The 16,414-nt window shown below is 64.8% G+C and carries 17 protein-coding genes; 11 read left to right on the top strand and 6 right to left on the bottom strand.

What is annotated here, in order from left to right; all coding sequences use genetic code 11:
- The first annotated feature begins 46 nt into the window (after positions 1-46).
- The 8 genes from HU230_RS10175 to HU230_RS10140 all read left to right on the top strand — a co-directional run bounded on the left by HU230_RS10175 (position 47) and on the right by HU230_RS10140 (position 7,228).
- Complete coding sequence (locus tag HU230_RS10175) at positions 47-772, top strand: sulfite exporter TauE/SafE family protein (protein ID WP_176531784.1); 726 nt, start codon at positions 47-49, stop codon at positions 770-772.
- 438 nt (positions 773-1,210) lie between these two features.
- A complete protein-coding gene (locus HU230_RS10170) occupies positions 1,211-1,498 on the top strand; it encodes a hypothetical protein (RefSeq protein ID WP_176531785.1) in 288 nt (95 codons plus the stop codon).
- 156 nt (positions 1,499-1,654) lie between these two features.
- Complete coding sequence (locus tag HU230_RS10165) at positions 1,655-2,269, top strand: hypothetical protein (RefSeq protein WP_176531786.1); 615 nt, start codon at positions 1,655-1,657, stop codon at positions 2,267-2,269.
- A 96-nt stretch (positions 2,270-2,365) separates the two neighbouring features.
- Positions 2,366-3,847 (top strand): DNA repair protein RadA, encoded by a 1,482-nt coding sequence (gene radA, locus HU230_RS10160; RefSeq protein WP_176531787.1) that lies wholly within the window; start codon positions 2,366-2,368, stop codon positions 3,845-3,847.
- A gap of 170 nt (positions 3,848-4,017) precedes the next feature.
- Positions 4,018-4,653: a CvpA family protein gene (locus HU230_RS10155; RefSeq protein WP_050406454.1), complete on the top strand. Its 636-nt coding sequence runs from the start codon at positions 4,018-4,020 to the stop codon at positions 4,651-4,653.
- A gap of 26 nt (positions 4,654-4,679) precedes the next feature.
- Positions 4,680-6,245, top strand: a complete 1,566-nt coding sequence (gene purF / locus HU230_RS10150) for an amidophosphoribosyltransferase (RefSeq protein ID WP_420840852.1) — start codon at positions 4,680-4,682, stop codon at positions 6,243-6,245.
- A gap of 11 nt (positions 6,246-6,256) precedes the next feature.
- Positions 6,257-6,400 (top strand): hypothetical protein, encoded by a 144-nt coding sequence (locus HU230_RS10145; RefSeq protein ID WP_176531788.1) that lies wholly within the window; start codon positions 6,257-6,259, stop codon positions 6,398-6,400.
- 87 nt (positions 6,401-6,487) lie between these two features.
- Positions 6,488-7,228 carry an SDR family NAD(P)-dependent oxidoreductase gene (locus tag HU230_RS10140; RefSeq protein WP_176531789.1) on the top strand — a complete coding sequence of 247 codons (741 nt, stop codon included), beginning with the start codon at positions 6,488-6,490 and terminating at the stop codon, positions 7,226-7,228.
- A gap of 24 nt (positions 7,229-7,252) precedes the next feature.
- Here the strand turns inward: HU230_RS10140 and HU230_RS10135 are convergent, their stop codons facing one another.
- Positions 7,253-8,914: a hypothetical protein gene (locus HU230_RS10135; protein WP_176531790.1), complete on the bottom strand. Its 1,662-nt coding sequence runs from the start codon at positions 8,912-8,914 to the stop codon at positions 7,253-7,255.
- Positions 8,915-9,076: 162 nt separating this feature from the next.
- On the opposite strand from HU230_RS10135, the gene HU230_RS10130 reads away from it, so the two are divergent.
- Together HU230_RS10130 and HU230_RS10125 are read left to right on the top strand one after the other, a co-directional pair.
- Positions 9,077-10,210, top strand: coding sequence for an NHL repeat-containing protein (locus HU230_RS10130; protein ID WP_176531791.1), 1,134 nt, complete (start codon positions 9,077-9,079; stop codon positions 10,208-10,210).
- A 171-nt stretch (positions 10,211-10,381) separates the two neighbouring features.
- On the top strand, positions 10,382-11,608 hold the full coding sequence (locus tag HU230_RS10125; protein WP_176531792.1) for an ABC transporter substrate-binding protein: 1,227 nt from the start codon (positions 10,382-10,384) through the stop codon (positions 11,606-11,608).
- Between the two features lie 115 nt (positions 11,609-11,723).
- Here HU230_RS10125 and HU230_RS10120 read toward each other — a convergent pair whose 3' ends face one another.
- The 4 genes from HU230_RS10120 to HU230_RS10105 all read right to left on the bottom strand — a co-directional run bounded on the left by HU230_RS10120 (position 11,724) and on the right by HU230_RS10105 (position 14,516).
- A complete protein-coding gene (locus HU230_RS10120; protein WP_176531793.1) occupies positions 11,724-12,290 on the bottom strand; it encodes a DUF2147 domain-containing protein in 567 nt (188 codons plus the stop codon).
- Positions 12,291-12,337: 47 nt separating this feature from the next.
- On the bottom strand, positions 12,338-13,000 hold the full coding sequence (locus HU230_RS10115) for a DUF3313 domain-containing protein (protein WP_176531794.1): 663 nt from the start codon (positions 12,998-13,000) through the stop codon (positions 12,338-12,340).
- A gap of 389 nt (positions 13,001-13,389) precedes the next feature.
- Complete coding sequence (locus tag HU230_RS10110; protein WP_176531795.1) at positions 13,390-14,064, bottom strand: TetR/AcrR family transcriptional regulator; 675 nt, start codon at positions 14,062-14,064, stop codon at positions 13,390-13,392.
- A gap of 158 nt (positions 14,065-14,222) precedes the next feature.
- Positions 14,223-14,516, bottom strand: coding sequence for a hypothetical protein (locus HU230_RS10105; RefSeq protein ID WP_176531796.1), 294 nt, complete (start codon positions 14,514-14,516; stop codon positions 14,223-14,225).
- 205 nt (positions 14,517-14,721) lie between these two features.
- Here HU230_RS10105 and HU230_RS10100 point away from each other — a divergent pair, with 205 nt between their 5' ends.
- Entirely contained in the window at positions 14,722-15,114 is a 393-nt protein-coding gene (locus HU230_RS10100; RefSeq protein ID WP_176531797.1) for a YybH family protein, read from the top strand.
- A gap of 77 nt (positions 15,115-15,191) precedes the next feature.
- On the opposite strand, the gene HU230_RS10095 is transcribed toward HU230_RS10100, so the two are convergent.
- A complete protein-coding gene (locus HU230_RS10095) occupies positions 15,192-16,406 on the bottom strand; it encodes an MFS transporter (protein ID WP_176531798.1) in 1,215 nt (404 codons plus the stop codon).
- Positions 16,407-16,414 lie beyond the last annotated feature (8 nt).

The following is a 16,414-nucleotide window of genomic DNA, read 5'->3' as shown; positions in this document are numbered from 1 at the left end:
TTCGAGGCACGCATCGGCGTGGCTCGGATCACGTCCCGGAGTGCGCGTGGGCTTCCTGTTCGTCCTCATTGTCGGCCTTGTCGCCGGCACCATCTCGGGCATCGTCGGCACCGGCTCGTCGATCATGCTGATGCCGGTGCTGGTCTATCAGTACGGGCCGAAGCAGGCGGTGCCGATCATGGCGGTTGCGGCCGTGATGGCCAATCTGTCGCGCATCCTGGCCTGGTGGCGCGAGGTCGACTGGCGCGCCTGCGCCGCCTACTCGGTCACCGGCATTCCGGCCGCAGCCCTTGGCGCGCGCACCCTGCTCGCTTTGCCCTCGCGCGCGGTCGACATCGCGATCGGCGTGTTCCTGATCGCGATGGTGCCGGTGCGGCACTGGCTGGCGCAGCACAGACTGAAAGCCAATCTCTGGCATCTGATGATCGGCGGCGCGCTGATCGGCTATCTCACCGGCATCGTGGCCTCGACCGGTCCGCTCAGCGTGCCGCTGTTTTTGTTTTACGGCCTCAGCAAGGGCGCGTTCCTCGCCACCGAAGCGGCAAGCTCGCTCGGGCTCTACGTCAGCAAGTCGGTGACCTTCGAGCGGTTCGGCGCGCTGACACCCGACATCGCGCTGAAGGGCTTGATCGCCGGCGCCTCGCTGATGGCCGGTGCCTTCATCGCAAAGCGCTTCGTGCTGCAAATGAAGCCGGAGTCATTCCGCCTGATCATGGACGGCATCATGCTGGCGGCGGGCGTGTCGCTGCTGTGGTCGGCAATGGCGCCGTAGAATTCCTGACGCCACTCACTCGACTGCGCGCGACCAAGCCTTGCGCAAATGGATTTCGACGCGACGAACACGACTATCCTCGCAGGGATATCGTAATTCTACGGGGCGCTCTGCGCACCCGGCGGGGTGTACGCCGAAAGAGCCTTGTTTAGCGCTCGCCTCCCGTTGTTATCCGGATTGCCACCATCCGGCGACTGCGCTTATGACATCTTCATTGCGTGCACTCGATCGTTTGCGGACAAGAACTTTGCTCCAGCAGGCATCACGGGATTGATCGACGACCCGGATGCGAATCCCGAGAGTCAGGCGACACGTGGTGGGCAATCGAGCGCACACCTCAGCGGCTGACGTCGACCTGACGGATTCAGGATCGCAAGTCGAAGCATTGGCAGTCGCGGGTTGTCAGAACCCGCGACAGGCGGGAAAGGCAGACGCGCGATGCGCAAGATGATGATCACGACTGCGGCGGCCGTCACGTTCGCCATTGCCGGTGCGGCCTTCTGGCCGACAGCAAAGCCCGATGTCGAACACCTCGGGGACAGCGTTTACGAGACGATCTGGGTCTGGCGAATTCCGGCCTACACGAACAATCCGTCCTGGCGCGTTCGCTGGAGCTGGACCGATCCGCTGCGAGCGCAGGCAAGATGCTGCCGGGCTTTGCCGACGGGTTTGGCGCCGCGCGAGAATTCGCCGCTGCTGTTGTCGGGCCGAGACATCCGCGTTTGAGTGCGGCCGTCGATCGGGCAGCCGCGCATTTGATTCAAATTCGCGTTGTAGTTGAATTCACTTTTTATCCTTAACCAGAAACCCGATCTTTAATTTACATCTGCAGGATGCGGTTTACCTTGTCTCCGCGAACACAGCGGACTCGGGGACAACAAGATGCGCCAGTTAAGCCTCACGCTGTCATTGGCCTTCTTTCTCACAGCACAAGCCTTGAGCGTCGCCGCAGACGATACGAAATCGGGCCAACCGGGTTCGGCTGTCGCCATTGACCGCGTGGCGTGCGCGCTGCGGCCGAAAACCGAGGAACCGTCCGATCCGTCATCGACCTCGGCTATTCCTCATGCTGAAAAGTTCGTCGCACGGGAACATTTCAAGGAGGACATCGCGTCGAGCGCGCCGGTGAAAATCTCCTGGTTGGGTGCGACCTTCGCGCGCCGCTTCACCGACAAGGTCGAGGACGATACCGGCGGCGCATCGTTGCAAACCTATGTGCTGAGCGCCGCGGCAAGCGATAAGGACATCCTCGCCAGGCTCGGTCAGAGCCACGAGAGCAGGCTGGCCGACGTGTGGTGCGCGTTGAAGCAGCAGCCCAACGGCAATGGCGGCCCTCTGGAGATCAACGCCAAGCCGAACGTGTTTTACGTCCGCGATATCGCAGGAGAGCTTGGTGCCGTCGACGTGCTCTGGGGCGGCGTCGGATGGGAGATCGGCGCCAGCCCGGTGGGAGACAAGCCGCGATGGCCGGCCGGAACGCGGGTCTTCTCTCGCTGAGCCTGTCGTCCGATCAGGCGCTCCGTCTTCGTTGGATCGTGCGCGCCGGCCGAACCGTGCTATGCATCATGGGCAATAGCGCGACTCACCTGCTCCATGGCCAAATCAACCCTCTCCTTCGTCTGCCAGAACTGCGGCGCGGCGTATAATCGCTGGCAGGGCAAGTGCGACTCCTGCGGCGAGTGGAACACGCTGGCCGAGGAAGACACCACGGGCTCGGTGCCGGTCTCGATCCGCAGCAAGCGCAAGGGGCGGACGTTCGCGCTGGAATCGCTGTCCGGCAAAACCCAGGACGCGCCGCGGCTGTCGTCGGGCATGGCCGAGCTCGACCGCGTCACCGGCGGCGGCTTCGTCCGCGGCTCGGTGCTCCTGGTCGGCGGCGATCCCGGCATCGGAAAATCCACGCTGCTGACCCAGGCCACCAGCATGATGGCGCGCGCCGGCCATCGCGCGGTCTACATCTCCGGCGAAGAGGCGGTCGCCCAGGTGCGGCTGCGCGCCGAGCGGCTCGGGCTCGCGGACGCGCCGGTGCAGCTCGCCTCCGAAACCTCGGTCGAGGACATCGTCTCGACGCTGTCGGAAGGCGCGGTGCCGCGGCTGATCGTGATCGACTCGATCCAGACCATGTGGACCGACACGGTCGAATCCGCGCCCGGCACGGTGACCCAGGTCCGCGCCTCGGCGCAGGCCCTCATTCGCTTCGCCAAGAAGACAGGGGCAACGATCATCCTGGTCGGGCATGTGACCAAGGACGGCCAGATCGCCGGCCCCCGCGTGGTCGAGCACATGGTCGATGCGGTGCTGTCGTTCGAGGGCGAAGGCTCGCAGCAGTTCCGCATCCTGCGCTCGGCGAAGAACCGCTTTGGTGCGACCGACGAGATCGGTGTGTTCGAGATGACCGGGCTCGGCCTGCGCGAGGTCACCAACCCCTCGGAATTGTTCCTCTCCGAACGCGAGCTCGGCAGCCCCGGTACCGCGGTGTTCGCCGGCATCGAGGGCACCCGCCCGGTGCTGGTCGAGTTGCAGGCGCTGGTGGCGCCGACCTCGCTCGGCACGCCGCGCCGCGCCGTGGTCGGCTGGGATCCGAGCCGGCTGTCGATGGTGCTGGCGGTGCTGGAAGCGCATTGTGGCGTCAAATTGTCCGGACATGACGTCTATCTCAATGTCGCGGGTGGCCTGCGCATCCAGGAGCCGGCCGCGGACCTCGCCGCGGCGGCCGCGCTGGTCTCCTCGCTGGTGAATGCGCCCTTGCCGACGGACGCGGTCTATTTCGGCGAGATTTCGCTGTCCGGCGCGATCCGCCCGGTGGCGCAGACCCCGGCCCGGCTGAAAGAGGCCCTCAAGCTCGGCTTCTGCCGCGCCATCCTGCCCGAATCGGCCCGCGGCGATGGTGGCGGCGATAGCGGGCTCGCGCTGAACAGCGTCGGCAATCTGACCACGCTGGTCGCCGAAATTGCCGCGCGCGGCACGCCCCGAGGTGGCCGGGCCGCACCGAGGGACGACCAGGGCGGCTCCAGGGGCGCTGATGCGGTTGAGAAAAATGCCACACCGGCCCGATTCCGTCGCGAGACCAGCTAAAGCAGGCGTGACGTATCAGCCCCCCGCCGCTATACATCCGCCGCGCGGGACTGGTGGTGTTGCGGCCTTGCCGAATGCCCCCGATGCGCCTCAGTTAGGACGGCACCGACTTTGCCGATTCGCGAGCCCTTAACAGCGGACCCAAACGTACCAGCGGACCTGACCAGCCGATGCCCATAACGATACTTGATCTCGTCCTGCTCGGCGTGATGCTGATCTCGGGCCTGCTTGCCATGGTGCGCGGCTTCATGCGCGAGATCCTGTCGATCGCGGCCTGGGGCGCCGCAGCCCTGGTCACGCTGTATGCTTTCTCGAAGCTGCTGCCGACCGCCAAGACTTACTTCAATAACGACACGGTCGCGGCCGTGGTCGTGGTGGCCGGCGTCTTCATCGGTACGCTGATCGTGGTCTCGATCATCACGGTGCGAATCTCGGACATGATCCTGGATTCCCGGATCGGCGCGCTCGACCGCACCCTCGGCTTCCTGTTCGGGCTCGCCCGCGGCCTCCTGATCGTGGTCGTGGCGTTCATGTTCTTCACTTGGCTGGTTCCGGACAAGCAGCGGCCCGATTGGGTGACCGGCGCGAAATCCCGGGTGGTGCTGCAGGGAACCGGGGATTGGCTGATGGCGCTCTTGCCTGACGACCCCGAGAACACCATCTTAAAGAAGTTCAAGAAGAATAAGCCGGACGACGATTCTGCGGCTGATACCAACGATCAGGCAACGCCGGCGTCGGGCGATGGCTATAGCAAACCTGCGCGTGACAGCTTGAAAAAGCTGATCGAGAAACCCGCGGGCCGATAACTTATTTGGGCCCCTTACGAGAGGCGATGAACGAGATGCAAACCCCTTCCGATCACGCCGCCCAAATGGATCTCGACCTGGGCCCGATCGAAATGCAGGACCATCTTCGACAAGACCACCTCCGGGACAGCGATCTCAGATACCACCCCGATCTCGATGGCGACACGCTCCGCGAGGAATGCGGCGTGTTCGGCATCTTCGGCCACCCCGAGGCCGCCGCGATCACCGCGCTCGGCCTGCACGCCCTGCAACATCGCGGCCAGGAGGCCGCCGGCATCGTCTCCTTCGACGGCGGCCGCTTCCACAGTGAACGCCGCCTCGGCCTGGTCGGCGATGCCTTCTCCCGCCGCGAGGTGATCGATCGCCTGCCCGGCAACGCCGCGGTCGGCCATGTCCGCTACTCCACCACCGGCGGCACCATCTTGCGCAACGTGCAGCCGCTGTTCGCCGAACTCAGCGCCGGCGGCTTCGCGGTCGGCCATAACGGCAACCTGACCAACGGCCTCACCCTGCGCCGTGAGCTGGTCAAGGGCGGCGCCATGATGCAGTCGACCACCGACACCGAGGTGATCCTGCATCTCGTGGCGCAGTCCAAGCGCACCCGCTTCATCGACCGTTTCATCGAGGCGCTGCGCACCATCGAGGGCGCCTATGCGCTGGTCGCGCTGACCAACAAGAAGCTGGTTGGCGCCCGCGACCCGCTCGGCATCCGTCCGCTGGTGCTCGGCGATCTCGACGGCCATCCGATCCTGACCTCGGAGACCTGCGCGCTCGACATGATCGGCGCGAAATATGTCCGCGACATCGAGCCCGGCGAGATCATCGTGTTCGACGAGCGGGGCGCGCACAGCCACAAGCCGTTCCCGCCGAAGCCGGCGCGGCCCTGCATCTTCGAGTACATCTATTTCGCGCGGCCGGATTCGATCGTCGGCGGCCGCTCGGTGTACGACGTGCGCAAGGCGTTCGGCGCCCAGCTCGCGCGAGAGAGCCATCCCGAGGTCGACGTCGTGGTGCCGGTGCCGGATTCCGGCGTGCCCGCCGCGGTCGGCTACAGCCAGTATTCCGGCGTGCCGTTCGAGCTCGGTATCATCCGCAACCACTATGTCGGCCGCACCTTCATCCAGCCGACCCAGACCGTGCGCGAGCTCGGCGTGCGCATGAAGCATTCGGCGAACCGCGCCGCGATCGAAGGCAAGCGCATCATCCTGATCGACGACTCGCTGGTGCGCGGCACCACCTCGAAGAAGATCGTGCGCATGATGCGCGATGCCGGCGCCCGCGAGGTGCATTTCCGCCTCGCCTCGCCGCCGATCCTCTACCCCGACTATTACGGCATCGACCTGCCGGATCGCGGCGGCCTGCTCGCCGCGACCCATTCGCTCGAGGAGATGCGCGACATCATCGGCGCCGACTCGCTGGCCTTCCTGTCGATCGACGGCATGTACCGCGCGATGGGGTATGAAGGGCGCGACCCGGCCAATCCGAGATTCGCCGATCATTGCTTCACCGGCGCCTATCCGACCCACCTCACCGACCAGAGCGAAACCGAGGCCCCGCCGCGCCAGCTCTCGCTGCTGGCCGAGGCGAGCTGACGGCGCACGCCATGCAGCCAATCATCGGCATCCTCTGTGGGGTGCTGCTGGTTGGCTTCATCGTGTTTGCCTTCCGCCAAGGCCTGAAGGTGTCCCCGGATAGCTCGGGCAACGGAACCAACAGCGACAATGTGGACCAGGGGCCAGGCCCCTAGAACCGAGAGCGCAGAATTCCGTCATGGCCGGGCTTGTCCCGGCCATTTCCGTCTGTAATACCCGCCGCCAGACACGGACGGACAGACATGACAAAACCCCTCGCCTCCCGTATTGCCCTCGTAACCGGCGCCTCGCGCGGGATCGGCTATGCGACATCCGTCGCGCTGGCCAAGGCCGGCGCGCATGTCGTGGCAGTGGCGCGCACGCAAGGAGGGCTGGAAGAGCTCGACGACGAGATCCGCAAGGACGGCGGCAGCGCCACGCTGGTGCCGCTCTCGCTCACCGATTACGACGGCATCGCGCGGCTCGGGCTCGCGCTGCATGAACGCCACGGCAAGCTCGACATCCTCGTCGGCAATGCCGGCACCGCGGGCCCGTCCTCGCCGCTCGGCCACATCGAATTGAAGCCCTGGAACGACGTGTTCGCGATCAACGTCACCGCGAATTTCCAGCTGATCCGCTGCATGGACCCGCTGCTGCGCCAGTCCGACGCCGGCCGTGCGGTGTTCGTCACGTCAGGCGTGGCGCACAAGGCCAACGCCTATCTCGGCCCCTATGCCGCCTCGAAGGCTGCGCTGGATGCGCTGGTGCGCTCCTGGGCCAACGAGACCGCCAACACGGCGCTGCGCGTCAATCTGTTCAGCCCCGGCCCGATCCGCACGCGGATGCGCGCGCAGGTGTTTCCCGGCGAAGACCCGATGACGCTGGACACGCCCGACATGGCCGCCGAATTCATCGTGCCCATGTGTTCGCCGGAGTGGACCGAAACCGGCAAGCTCTACGACTACAAGGCGCGCACGCTGCGGAGCTTCCAGCCGCCGGCGTGAATGGGCGCACAAGCTCCTCCCCATCTACTTTGCATCGGACGCAAGCTGAACACCTATGTTGGCCAGATCCGCGATCTGACGCCAGACCTCGACTTGCCGGCCAACGAGTTGGACGGCGACGGCCGGCGACAACGGCCTGATGACTTCGACCAGATGATCGATCGCGCTCGGATCGGTCACGCCGAACTTGTCCACGATGGTGATGATGCTCTCCGGCTTACCCGCTCCGTCTAGCCGCCAGGCCAATTCTGCCGCGAGGCCGGCGTCGTTGCCGACGAGCCGGGCCATCGCCAGGAGTTGCGAAAGATCGTCGCGCGCCCGGTCTTCGTCGCCGGTCGTGTACCAGGCATTGGCTGCAGCGAGCAGCAACGGCGCGTCCTGCACAGTCCCCGCGCGCTGTTCGAGCGCCTCGATCGCCGGCGCGGCTGCCGCCCCGTGGCCGCTGTCGATCGCGCGCCTGACGACATAAGATATCGTTTCGCGGACCTTTGCATCGTCGCCAAGCTTGACGGCGGCGGCGACCGCGCCAATGACGTCGCCGCGCCCCGCGCGCGCAAGCGCCAGATTGTTCAGAGCCGCGTCATGCTGCCATTGCAGCTTCTGATCTCCGGTGGGCGACGACATCGCAAGCGTCATGGCTTCCGCATCGCGCTTTTCGACAAGATCGCGACGTCCGAGCCGGGCATATTCATCGGCGGCCTTGCTGAAGCACTGGCTGCGACGTGCGGAATTGCTCACCGCAGCGGCGGCCGTCTCGACGTCACGATCCCGTGCTAGCCACGCCAGCACCGGGATCAGCGCATTGACAATATTGAATTGAGCGATGTCGTCCTTGCCGCTCACCCATCGCGGCCACGGCTCGACCAGCCTTGCGGCAGGATCAGGTGATCCGACGGCGAGAAAAGCGCCCGCGAGCGCGATCACTGCCGACGGCTGAGCATCGCTGTTCGCAAAGCGATCGACCATCTTGCCGGCGCGCTGTGCGGCTTGAGAAATTTCAGCCAGATCGCCGCGCCTCAGTGCATCGCGCAGCAACTGCTCCAGAGCAAAGGGCTCGTCGAGACGTTCGGCTTCACGCCACGCCTCCTCGCGCCAACCTGTCGCTGCTGGGTACGTGTTGGCGATCACCAGCAACCAATCAACTGTTCTCGCACCGCGACCGCCGACAAGGCGCAAGGTGCGATCGGGCTGTCCGAGGCCGGCCCATACCTTTCCAGCAAGTGCGGGGATGGCCTGCGCGTCTTCATCGCTGTCACCTGCGATCGACGGCAATTCCCGTTCGACGCCCTCGACAATCTCCCGCGCCTGCGCCGCGTCTTTCTCCTCCGCGAGGCGCGAGGCAACGGCAAGCAATCCCCCGAGCCGCTCCACAGTCGACTTTCGCTGCCTCGCGGTCTCAAGAGCGTCAGCGAAGCGGCCCGCGCGCGCAATCCAATCGATATCTTCCCAAGGCGCCGGATCGGGATTGTCTGAAATCACGTAATCGAGAGCAGTTTTGAGGTCATTGTCAGCCAATTCCTGCTCGGCGAATTCAACGCGAGCTCGATTGTCGTCACCAGGTGGCAGTTTCTTTGCGAGCAAGAAGACTTCAGCCGCCAAGCATTTGACGCTGGGCGCAGTCGCGCAATCGATCGGAATGGCGGCCGAGGAGCTCAGGCAAAGCATCGAAGCCGCCATGCCGATCAACCATCCACGCATCCGTTCGGCCTCGCTACCTGAGATAGCAGCTTAATACTGCACGCCAAGTGGTCGCGCAACGCGCCTGCGACGGATTGACTCCTTCCCCTCCCCGCGATTGACTGCCCTCCTCAAGCGGGACCACCGCCAAGAAAACTCTCGGGAGGCATCATGACGCCGACGTTCAATCGCGCGCGCTCCATTCTGTCCGGATTGTTTCTCACCGTCTGCATCGTATCATCCCCCCTCGTTGCACCGACGCCCGCCAGGGCCGGTGACGTCCCGACCTTCGCGGTTGACGCGTCGTGGCCCAAGCAGCTGCCGAACAACTGGATCATCGGCCAGGTCGGCGGCATCACCGTCGACTGGCAGGGACATATCTGGGTGGTCCACCGGCCGCGCTCGCTGACCGATGGCGAGAAGGCGGCGAGCCTCACCCCGCCGCGCGCGAAATGCTGCGTGGCCGCACCGCCGGTGCTCGAATTCGATGTCGACGGCAATCTGCTGCGGGCCTGGGGCGGCCCCGGCGACGGCTATCAATGGGTCGGCCGCGAGCACGGCATCGAGGTCGACGAACGCGGCTTCGTCTGGATCGGCGGCAACGCCGATGACGACAGCGCGATCCTGAAGTTCTCGCTCGACGGCAAGTATCTCGGCCAGATCGGCAAGATCGCAGCCCGCACCAACAGCAACGACACCACCCAGCTCGGCCGCCCCGCCGAGATGGCGATCGACAAGGATGCCAACGAGCTCTACATCGCAGACGGCTATGGCAACCGCCGCGTCATCGTGTTCGACGCCACCACGCTGGCCTACAAGCGGCACTGGGGCGGCTACGGCAAGCTGCCCACCGACGACAAGCAGCCGCCCTATGATCCAAGCGCCGCGGTGCAGGAGCAGTTCGGCAATCCCGTGCATTGCATCAAGATCGCCAATGACGGGCTGGTCTATGTCTGCGACCGCAGCCAGGACCGCATCCAGGTCTTCCAGAAGAACGGCACCTTCGTCAGAGAATGGTTCTACGAGAAGAACACCCGCGGCGACGGCGCCGTGTTCGATCTCGCGCTGTGGCCCGATCCGAAGCAGACCTATCTGCTCAACGCCGACGGCGCCAACAACGAGATCCGCGTGCTGAAGCGCGACGACGGCAGCGTGGTCGGCACCTTCGGCCATAGCGGCCGCAATGCCGGACAGTTCGCCCTGCTCCATGTCATGGCTGTCGACCAGAAGGGCAACGTCTATACCGGCGAGGTCGAGGGCAAGCGGATCCAGAAATTCAGGCTGACCTCGGATGCGCTCAAATAAGCGGCACCGAGAGCTTCGGTTCTGATTGAATCATGACGCTTCGACGCAGCTCATCCGGCTTTATGCGGATTGCCGCTCGCCAAAGGAAAGGGTAAGCGGGAACGCGAACTACCGGCACGAGGCTCCACAAGAGGGCCGTCCGGAAAAAATTGACAGTGGAGGGAATGTCTGATGACGACGACGCTCGCACGGCGCCATGCCGTGCTTCTCGCTTGCGCTGCACTCGGACTTGCAACGCCGGCCTTTGCACAGGACAAGAACGTCAAGATCGGCGTGCTGAACGACATGTCGGGCCTCTATGCCGACATCGGCGGTCCGAATTCGGTGGCCGCGGCCAACATGGCGGTGGAAGATTCCGGCCTACGCGCCAAGGGCTGGAAGATCGACGTGGTCAGCGGCGACCACCAGAACAAGCCGGACGTCGGCGTCAACATCGCGCGCAACTGGATCGACAACGACAAGGTCGACATCATCACCGATACGCCGAACTCCGGCGTCGCGCTGGCGGTGAGCAACCTTGCCAAGGAGAAGAACTCGATCGTGCTCAACTCGGGCGCGGCGACCGCCGATCTCACTGGCAAGGCCTGCAACGCCAACACGATCTCCTACACGTTTGACACCTACATGCTCGCCAACGGCACCGGCAAGGCACTGACCAAGGCTGGCGGCGACACCTGGTTCTTCCTCACCGCCGACTACGCCTTCGGCCATGCGCTGGAGCGCGATACCTCGGCGGTCGTCACCGCGAACGGCGGCAAGGTGCTCGGCGGTGTCAAGCACCCGCTCAACACCGCGGATTTCTCCTCGTTCCTGCTGCAGGCACAGGCCTCCAAGGCCAAGATCATCGGCCTCGCCAATGCCGGCGGCGACACCACCAACGCGATCAAGCAGGCGTCCGAATTCGGCATCACCGCAGGCGGACAGAAGCTCGCGGCGCTGTTGCTGTTCGTCAACGATGTGCATGCGCTGGGCTTGAAGATTGCCCAGGGCCTCACCTTCACCGAGTCGTTCTACTGGGACATGAACGACCAGACCCGTGCCTGGTCGAAGCGCTTCCAGAAGGTCTCGCCCAAGGGCTCGATGCCCTCGATGACGGTCGCCGGCGTCTATGCCGGCGTGCTGCATTACCTGAAAGCACTCGACGCGATGGGCGGCAATCCGCATGACGGCGCCAAGGTCGTCGCCAAGATGAAGGAGATCCCGACCGACGATCCGCTGTTCGGCAAGGGCCCGCTGCGGATCGACGGCCGCCGCATCATCCCGGCCTATCTGTTCGAGGTGAAGAAGCCGGAAGAGTCCAAATATCCCTGGGACTATTACAAGCTGATCGCCACCATCTCGCCGGAAGACGCCGCCAAGCCGCTCGAAGCGAGCGATTGCCCGCTGGTGAAGAAATAGGCGCGTCGTCGGCTTCGTAGGATGGGTAGAGCGCAGCGAAGCCCATCATTTGAAGGCGTGCACAGGCGCGATGGGTTTCGCTTCGCTCTATCCATCCTACGCACTGTGCATTCCATCACTTCGCCGCCGCCTTCCGCGCCGGCGGCGGCAGCGATGCCCATTCCCTGTCGGCACGCGGGCCGCCGGCGTCGCCGGTCAGACCGACGAGCTGTCCGGGCTGAACGTCCAACGTCTGCGTCCAGGTCTGGGTCTGGCACAGCAGCTTGAGCAAGCATCCCTTGAGCTTCAGCCGGTCGGACGCGTCACGCCACAGCGAGACCGAATAGGACTTGCCGTCCTCGGCATTGTAGATGTCGCCGTCGAACCGGCCCTCCGGCGACAGCTTCAATCCGAGGATCAGCTGGTGGCCGAGCAGCGCGCGCGTTCGCTTGCCGGGATCGGGATTGAAGCCGTCGCGGAACGGCTGGCCGCGAGGGTCGAGCGGATCCTTCATCCATACGATGAAGCCGCAGATGCGGTCACGCGGGGCGCCGCAGCGCTCGAGGCGGATGCGTGCGCGCCCGTCCTCGGTCAGCCAGGTGCCGCTGGGATCGGCAGGCGCAATCGTCTCGGCGCGGCCGGTCGAGCTCATCAGCAAGGCGGCGACGAGGCTGCGCAGAAACATGCGAACCAGAAAGTTCATCGGTCAGGACCTTTCATTGTCGGGATTGCAGGAGGCGCGCGACGCGCTCACTTCAGTTGCGCCATGAAGGCATCGGCACCCTTGTCGATGCCGGCGGTGGCGGCGGCGAGATCGCCGACACTGGCCTTGATGTCGTAGGCGTTGGGATATTGCTTGCTGACGTAAGCGCCGAGCAGGCGCGCGGTCGAGCTGTCGAACATCTCGACGGCATAGATCACCGAGCCCGTCATCGTGCCCTCGCCGTCACGCGCGGCCTGCACGCCATTATAGATCGCGCCGGCCATATCGAAGCGCGACAGCGTGCCGAGCACCGGCGTATTGGCGACCGCGCCGGTCAGCGTCAGCCGCAGCCGGAACGTGTTCGGCCCGCGCGTGTTCACCAGCGTGAAGCGGCCGCGCAATTTGTCGGCGAAGCGGGTCTGCATGTAGGCGGCGAGCGTCTCCTTGTCCTTCTCGGACATGTCGCCGAACTGACGATCCGCGCCGCGATAGATCACGACCGGATCGAGCATCACCTTGTTGTAGCTCCGCCAGTCGACCGGCGGCGCATAGCGATACGGCACACGCCCCGACGAGTCGGACGTATCAGGCGTCATATAGGCCGACGAGGCCACGTCCGAATAAGCCACCGGCGTGACGGCAGCACATCCTCCGGCGAAGGCGCAAAGCGCCATCGCTCCCAGACCGCGCGCGGCGATCGAGCTCTCCATTCCAATCTCCTCATCCGAGCTAAAGCGGAAGAGCAGCTCGGCCGCAGCCGCGTCCGGGGCTGAAGTGCGGCTGCGGCCGTCACTGCCGATCTGGCTCGCCCTCACGGCGCCGCCAGATCTTGCCTCAGTGCAACAACTATAAAACCGACCAGTTGGTTTGTAAAGTTGCAATCGCAGGAAACGCACCAGAAAAATTCGGCGATCGAATTGCCGTGGGAGCTGGTGCGGCCGCTTCGCGAATGGCGGTCGCGCGCTGTCACAAACCCGCGGTATCTCTTGTGGTACCGCACCAATTGCCGGGGATTTCAGGGGCCCGGTGACGATCCAACGCCGCCAAGCGATCCATATTCCGCTTGGGCGGCGTTGTGCTTTCGGATCACGCCGGAGATTCAGCCGCGCTTGCGCGCCGATGCCGGCTTTGCGGCCCGTGCGCCCGCAGGCCGCGGCGATGCCGCGCGTGTCGCCGACGCCTTGGATGGCTTTGCGGCCGCCGTTGCGCCCTGCTCGATCGCAGTCCACTTGCTGTCGTCGAGCAGTCGCTCGAACAGGCGGTCGCGCTCGGCATCGGTCAGCGACGACAGGCCGAACAACGAGCTCAGCAGCAGCCCCCGCGCTGCCGCCCAGCGCAGCAGCGCAAGATCCGGATCACGCGCCTCGGCCTTCATCAGCGCGATCTTCTTGATGTCGACATCGCGCGGCATCGCCATCAATTCGGGATTCTCGTTCATCGCAGCCAGCAGCGCGAATGCCCCGGCCCGCGGCGTCGAGATCGCTTCCCGGAGCGTTGCGATCTGCGCCGCCAGTTCGGGCTGATCCGTGGTCGCGCGCGCCTTTTCGAGGTAGCGGGTCGAGAACTCCTCGAAATGCGCCATCTGCTGCTCAAGCAAGGCGCGCAGCACCGCTTCCTTGGTGCGGAACTGATGCATCACGCCGCCCTTGCTGAGCCCGCTCTCGCGCGCGATCGCATCAAGCGTCAGGCGCCCCGGACCATCGCGCGTCACGATGGTGATCGCGGCGTCGAGTGCGGCGTTGCGGGAACGTTCGGAGCGGGAAGGATTATCCATGGAATTACTCAGGAAGGAGTCGCGTGAGATCACAGTATCTCAGCGGCATCAGTCAATCTCAAGCGCTGGATCGGAGCTCGCCTGGCAGCGCAAATGATGTACCCGAAAGCCAATGCCGGCTCCGGGTCACACATCACTTCGACGAATCAAGCATCGCGCTACCCGGTCGCTCGCGCACACCAGCTCCCGGTGCCGCGCACCTTTTGCAGCAGGCGGCGGCGCAGGCCGTGAAGGAATCCGTGAGCCATTCGGCCGATGACCTTCTCTCCCCGGCCACGGCGGCGGGCAACCGATTCCGCGTCGGCATAACTGGCGGCGACGATCGTGCCATGCCTGTTGCCATCAAGCTTCAGGTCGGTGAGATAAACCAGGCCCCGCGACGTCAGCAGCGCCGCCTGCGCGTCGCTGAAGCGGGTCAACTCATCGCAGATATCAACGGCCTCGTCGTCCACCATGCTCCTCCTGCCGAGGCGGCCTCAGGGAACGAGGCGCGCATCTTCATCCAGTATCAGCCTTATACAAACCAACCGGATGGTTTGTAAACAGGCAAGATGACGCAATCCGCAAGATCCGGCCCAGACGCAGCGGCGTGTCGGATCGGCGCCCTCGCATTCGTCCTCGAAGCATCGATCAGCCAACACTCGGAGCACGCGAACGATGACACAGCAGCGCCACAGGGCAGAAACCGAAGTCAGAACAATCATCGAAGCTTGGGCGGACGCGGTCCGCCGGCACGACTATGCGGGCGTCCTCGCCCATCACGATCAGGACATCGTGATGTTCGACGTGCCGCCGCCGTTCCAGTCACGCGGACTTGATGCGTACAGGAAGACCTGGGATCTGTTCTTCGGCTGTCAGCGTTCCTCCTACGCCTTCGATATCGAGGACATCGCGATCACGGCCGGCGATGACGTCGCCTTTGCCGTTGCAGTGATGCGGTGCGGTCCGCTCGACGACACGTTCCAGTTCCGGCTCACGATCGGACTGCGCAAAGTTGGTGGCGGCTGGCGGATCACGCACGAACACCATTCGGTGCCGGCGACTGATTAAGATGTAGGCCGTAACCCACCAACCTTCTTACCGCGGAGGCAATGGTGGGTTAAGCTTCGCTAACCCACCCTACGAAGCTACGTTTTCTTCGCCGCCGTTGCGCGCCACGCAATGGCGAGCGCGAGCAGCAGCAGCGCACCGGCCAGATAGAACGGCGCACCGGGCAGCTTCACCGGCACGTTGTCGCCGATGAAATAGGCGAAGGTCAGCGTGAACAGGAACGGGCCGATCAATTCCGACATGCTCTGCACGCTCGATGTCGCGCCCTGCAACTGGCCTTGTTGATCGGCGGCGACGAGTTGCGTCGTCAGGGCCTGCGTCGCGGCGCCCGAGATGCCCCAGAACGCCATCACGGGAATGCCGATCCAGAACAGTTGCCCGGTCGGTGCCGCGCCAAAGATCAAAAAGCCCAAGGCGCCGCAGACGAGGCCGAGGAACAACGCGTTGCGCTCGCCGAGGCGCTGCACGATCGGGCCGATCGCCGCGCCCTGCACGATCATGCCGCAGAGGCCGACCAGCGCGAGCGTGGCGCCGACGGTGCCGGTATCCCAGCCATAGCGATAGGTGGCGTACAGCACGAACACCGAGGGCAGCACGACATGCGCGAGCTGGCCGAAGAAGGTCGCCAGCGACAGGCCGGCCAGCGTCCGGTTCGCGCGCAGGAAATGCAACGCGCCGATCGGATTGGCGCTCTTCCATTTGAACGGCGCGCGCCGCTCGACCGGGAGCGATTCCGGCAGGATGAACAGGCCATAGAGGCCGTTGACGAAGCTCAGGCCCGCCGCCGCCCAGAACGGCAGCCGCGGATCGATCTCGCCGAGCAGGCCGCCCAGCGCAGGTCCCAGGATGAAGCCCGCGCCGAACGCGACGCCGATCTTGCCGAACATCGCGGCGCGCTGCTCCGGCGCGGTGACGTCGGCGATATAGGCGAACACGGTCGAGATGCTCGACGAGGTGATGCCCGAGATCGCCCGCCCGATGAACAGCCAGATCAGGTTCGGCGCCAGCGCCATCAGCACATAGTCCGCGGCAAGGCCGAAATTCGACAGCAGCACCACCGGACGGCGGCCGAAGCGATCGGACAGCGCGCCCAGGATCGGCGAGCAGACGAACTGCATCAACGCCCAGATCGAGCCGAACACGCCGAAGATACGCGCGGCGTTGGCGGTGTCGTTGTTGACGAAGCCTTCGATCAGCTTGGGCAGGATCGGGATGATGATCCCGAGCGCGAGCATGTCGAGCAGGAGCGTGATGAAGATGAAGGCCACGGCGCCGCTGCGTGCCTGCGGCATGGCCGCAG

Origin of the sequence: Bradyrhizobium quebecense (assembly GCF_013373795.3) — a bacterium.
Taxonomy (GTDB): domain Bacteria; phylum Pseudomonadota; class Alphaproteobacteria; order Rhizobiales; family Xanthobacteraceae; genus Bradyrhizobium; species Bradyrhizobium quebecense.
Note: the sequence above shows the minus strand (reverse complement) of the source record. Positions and strands in the feature narration are given on the sequence as shown.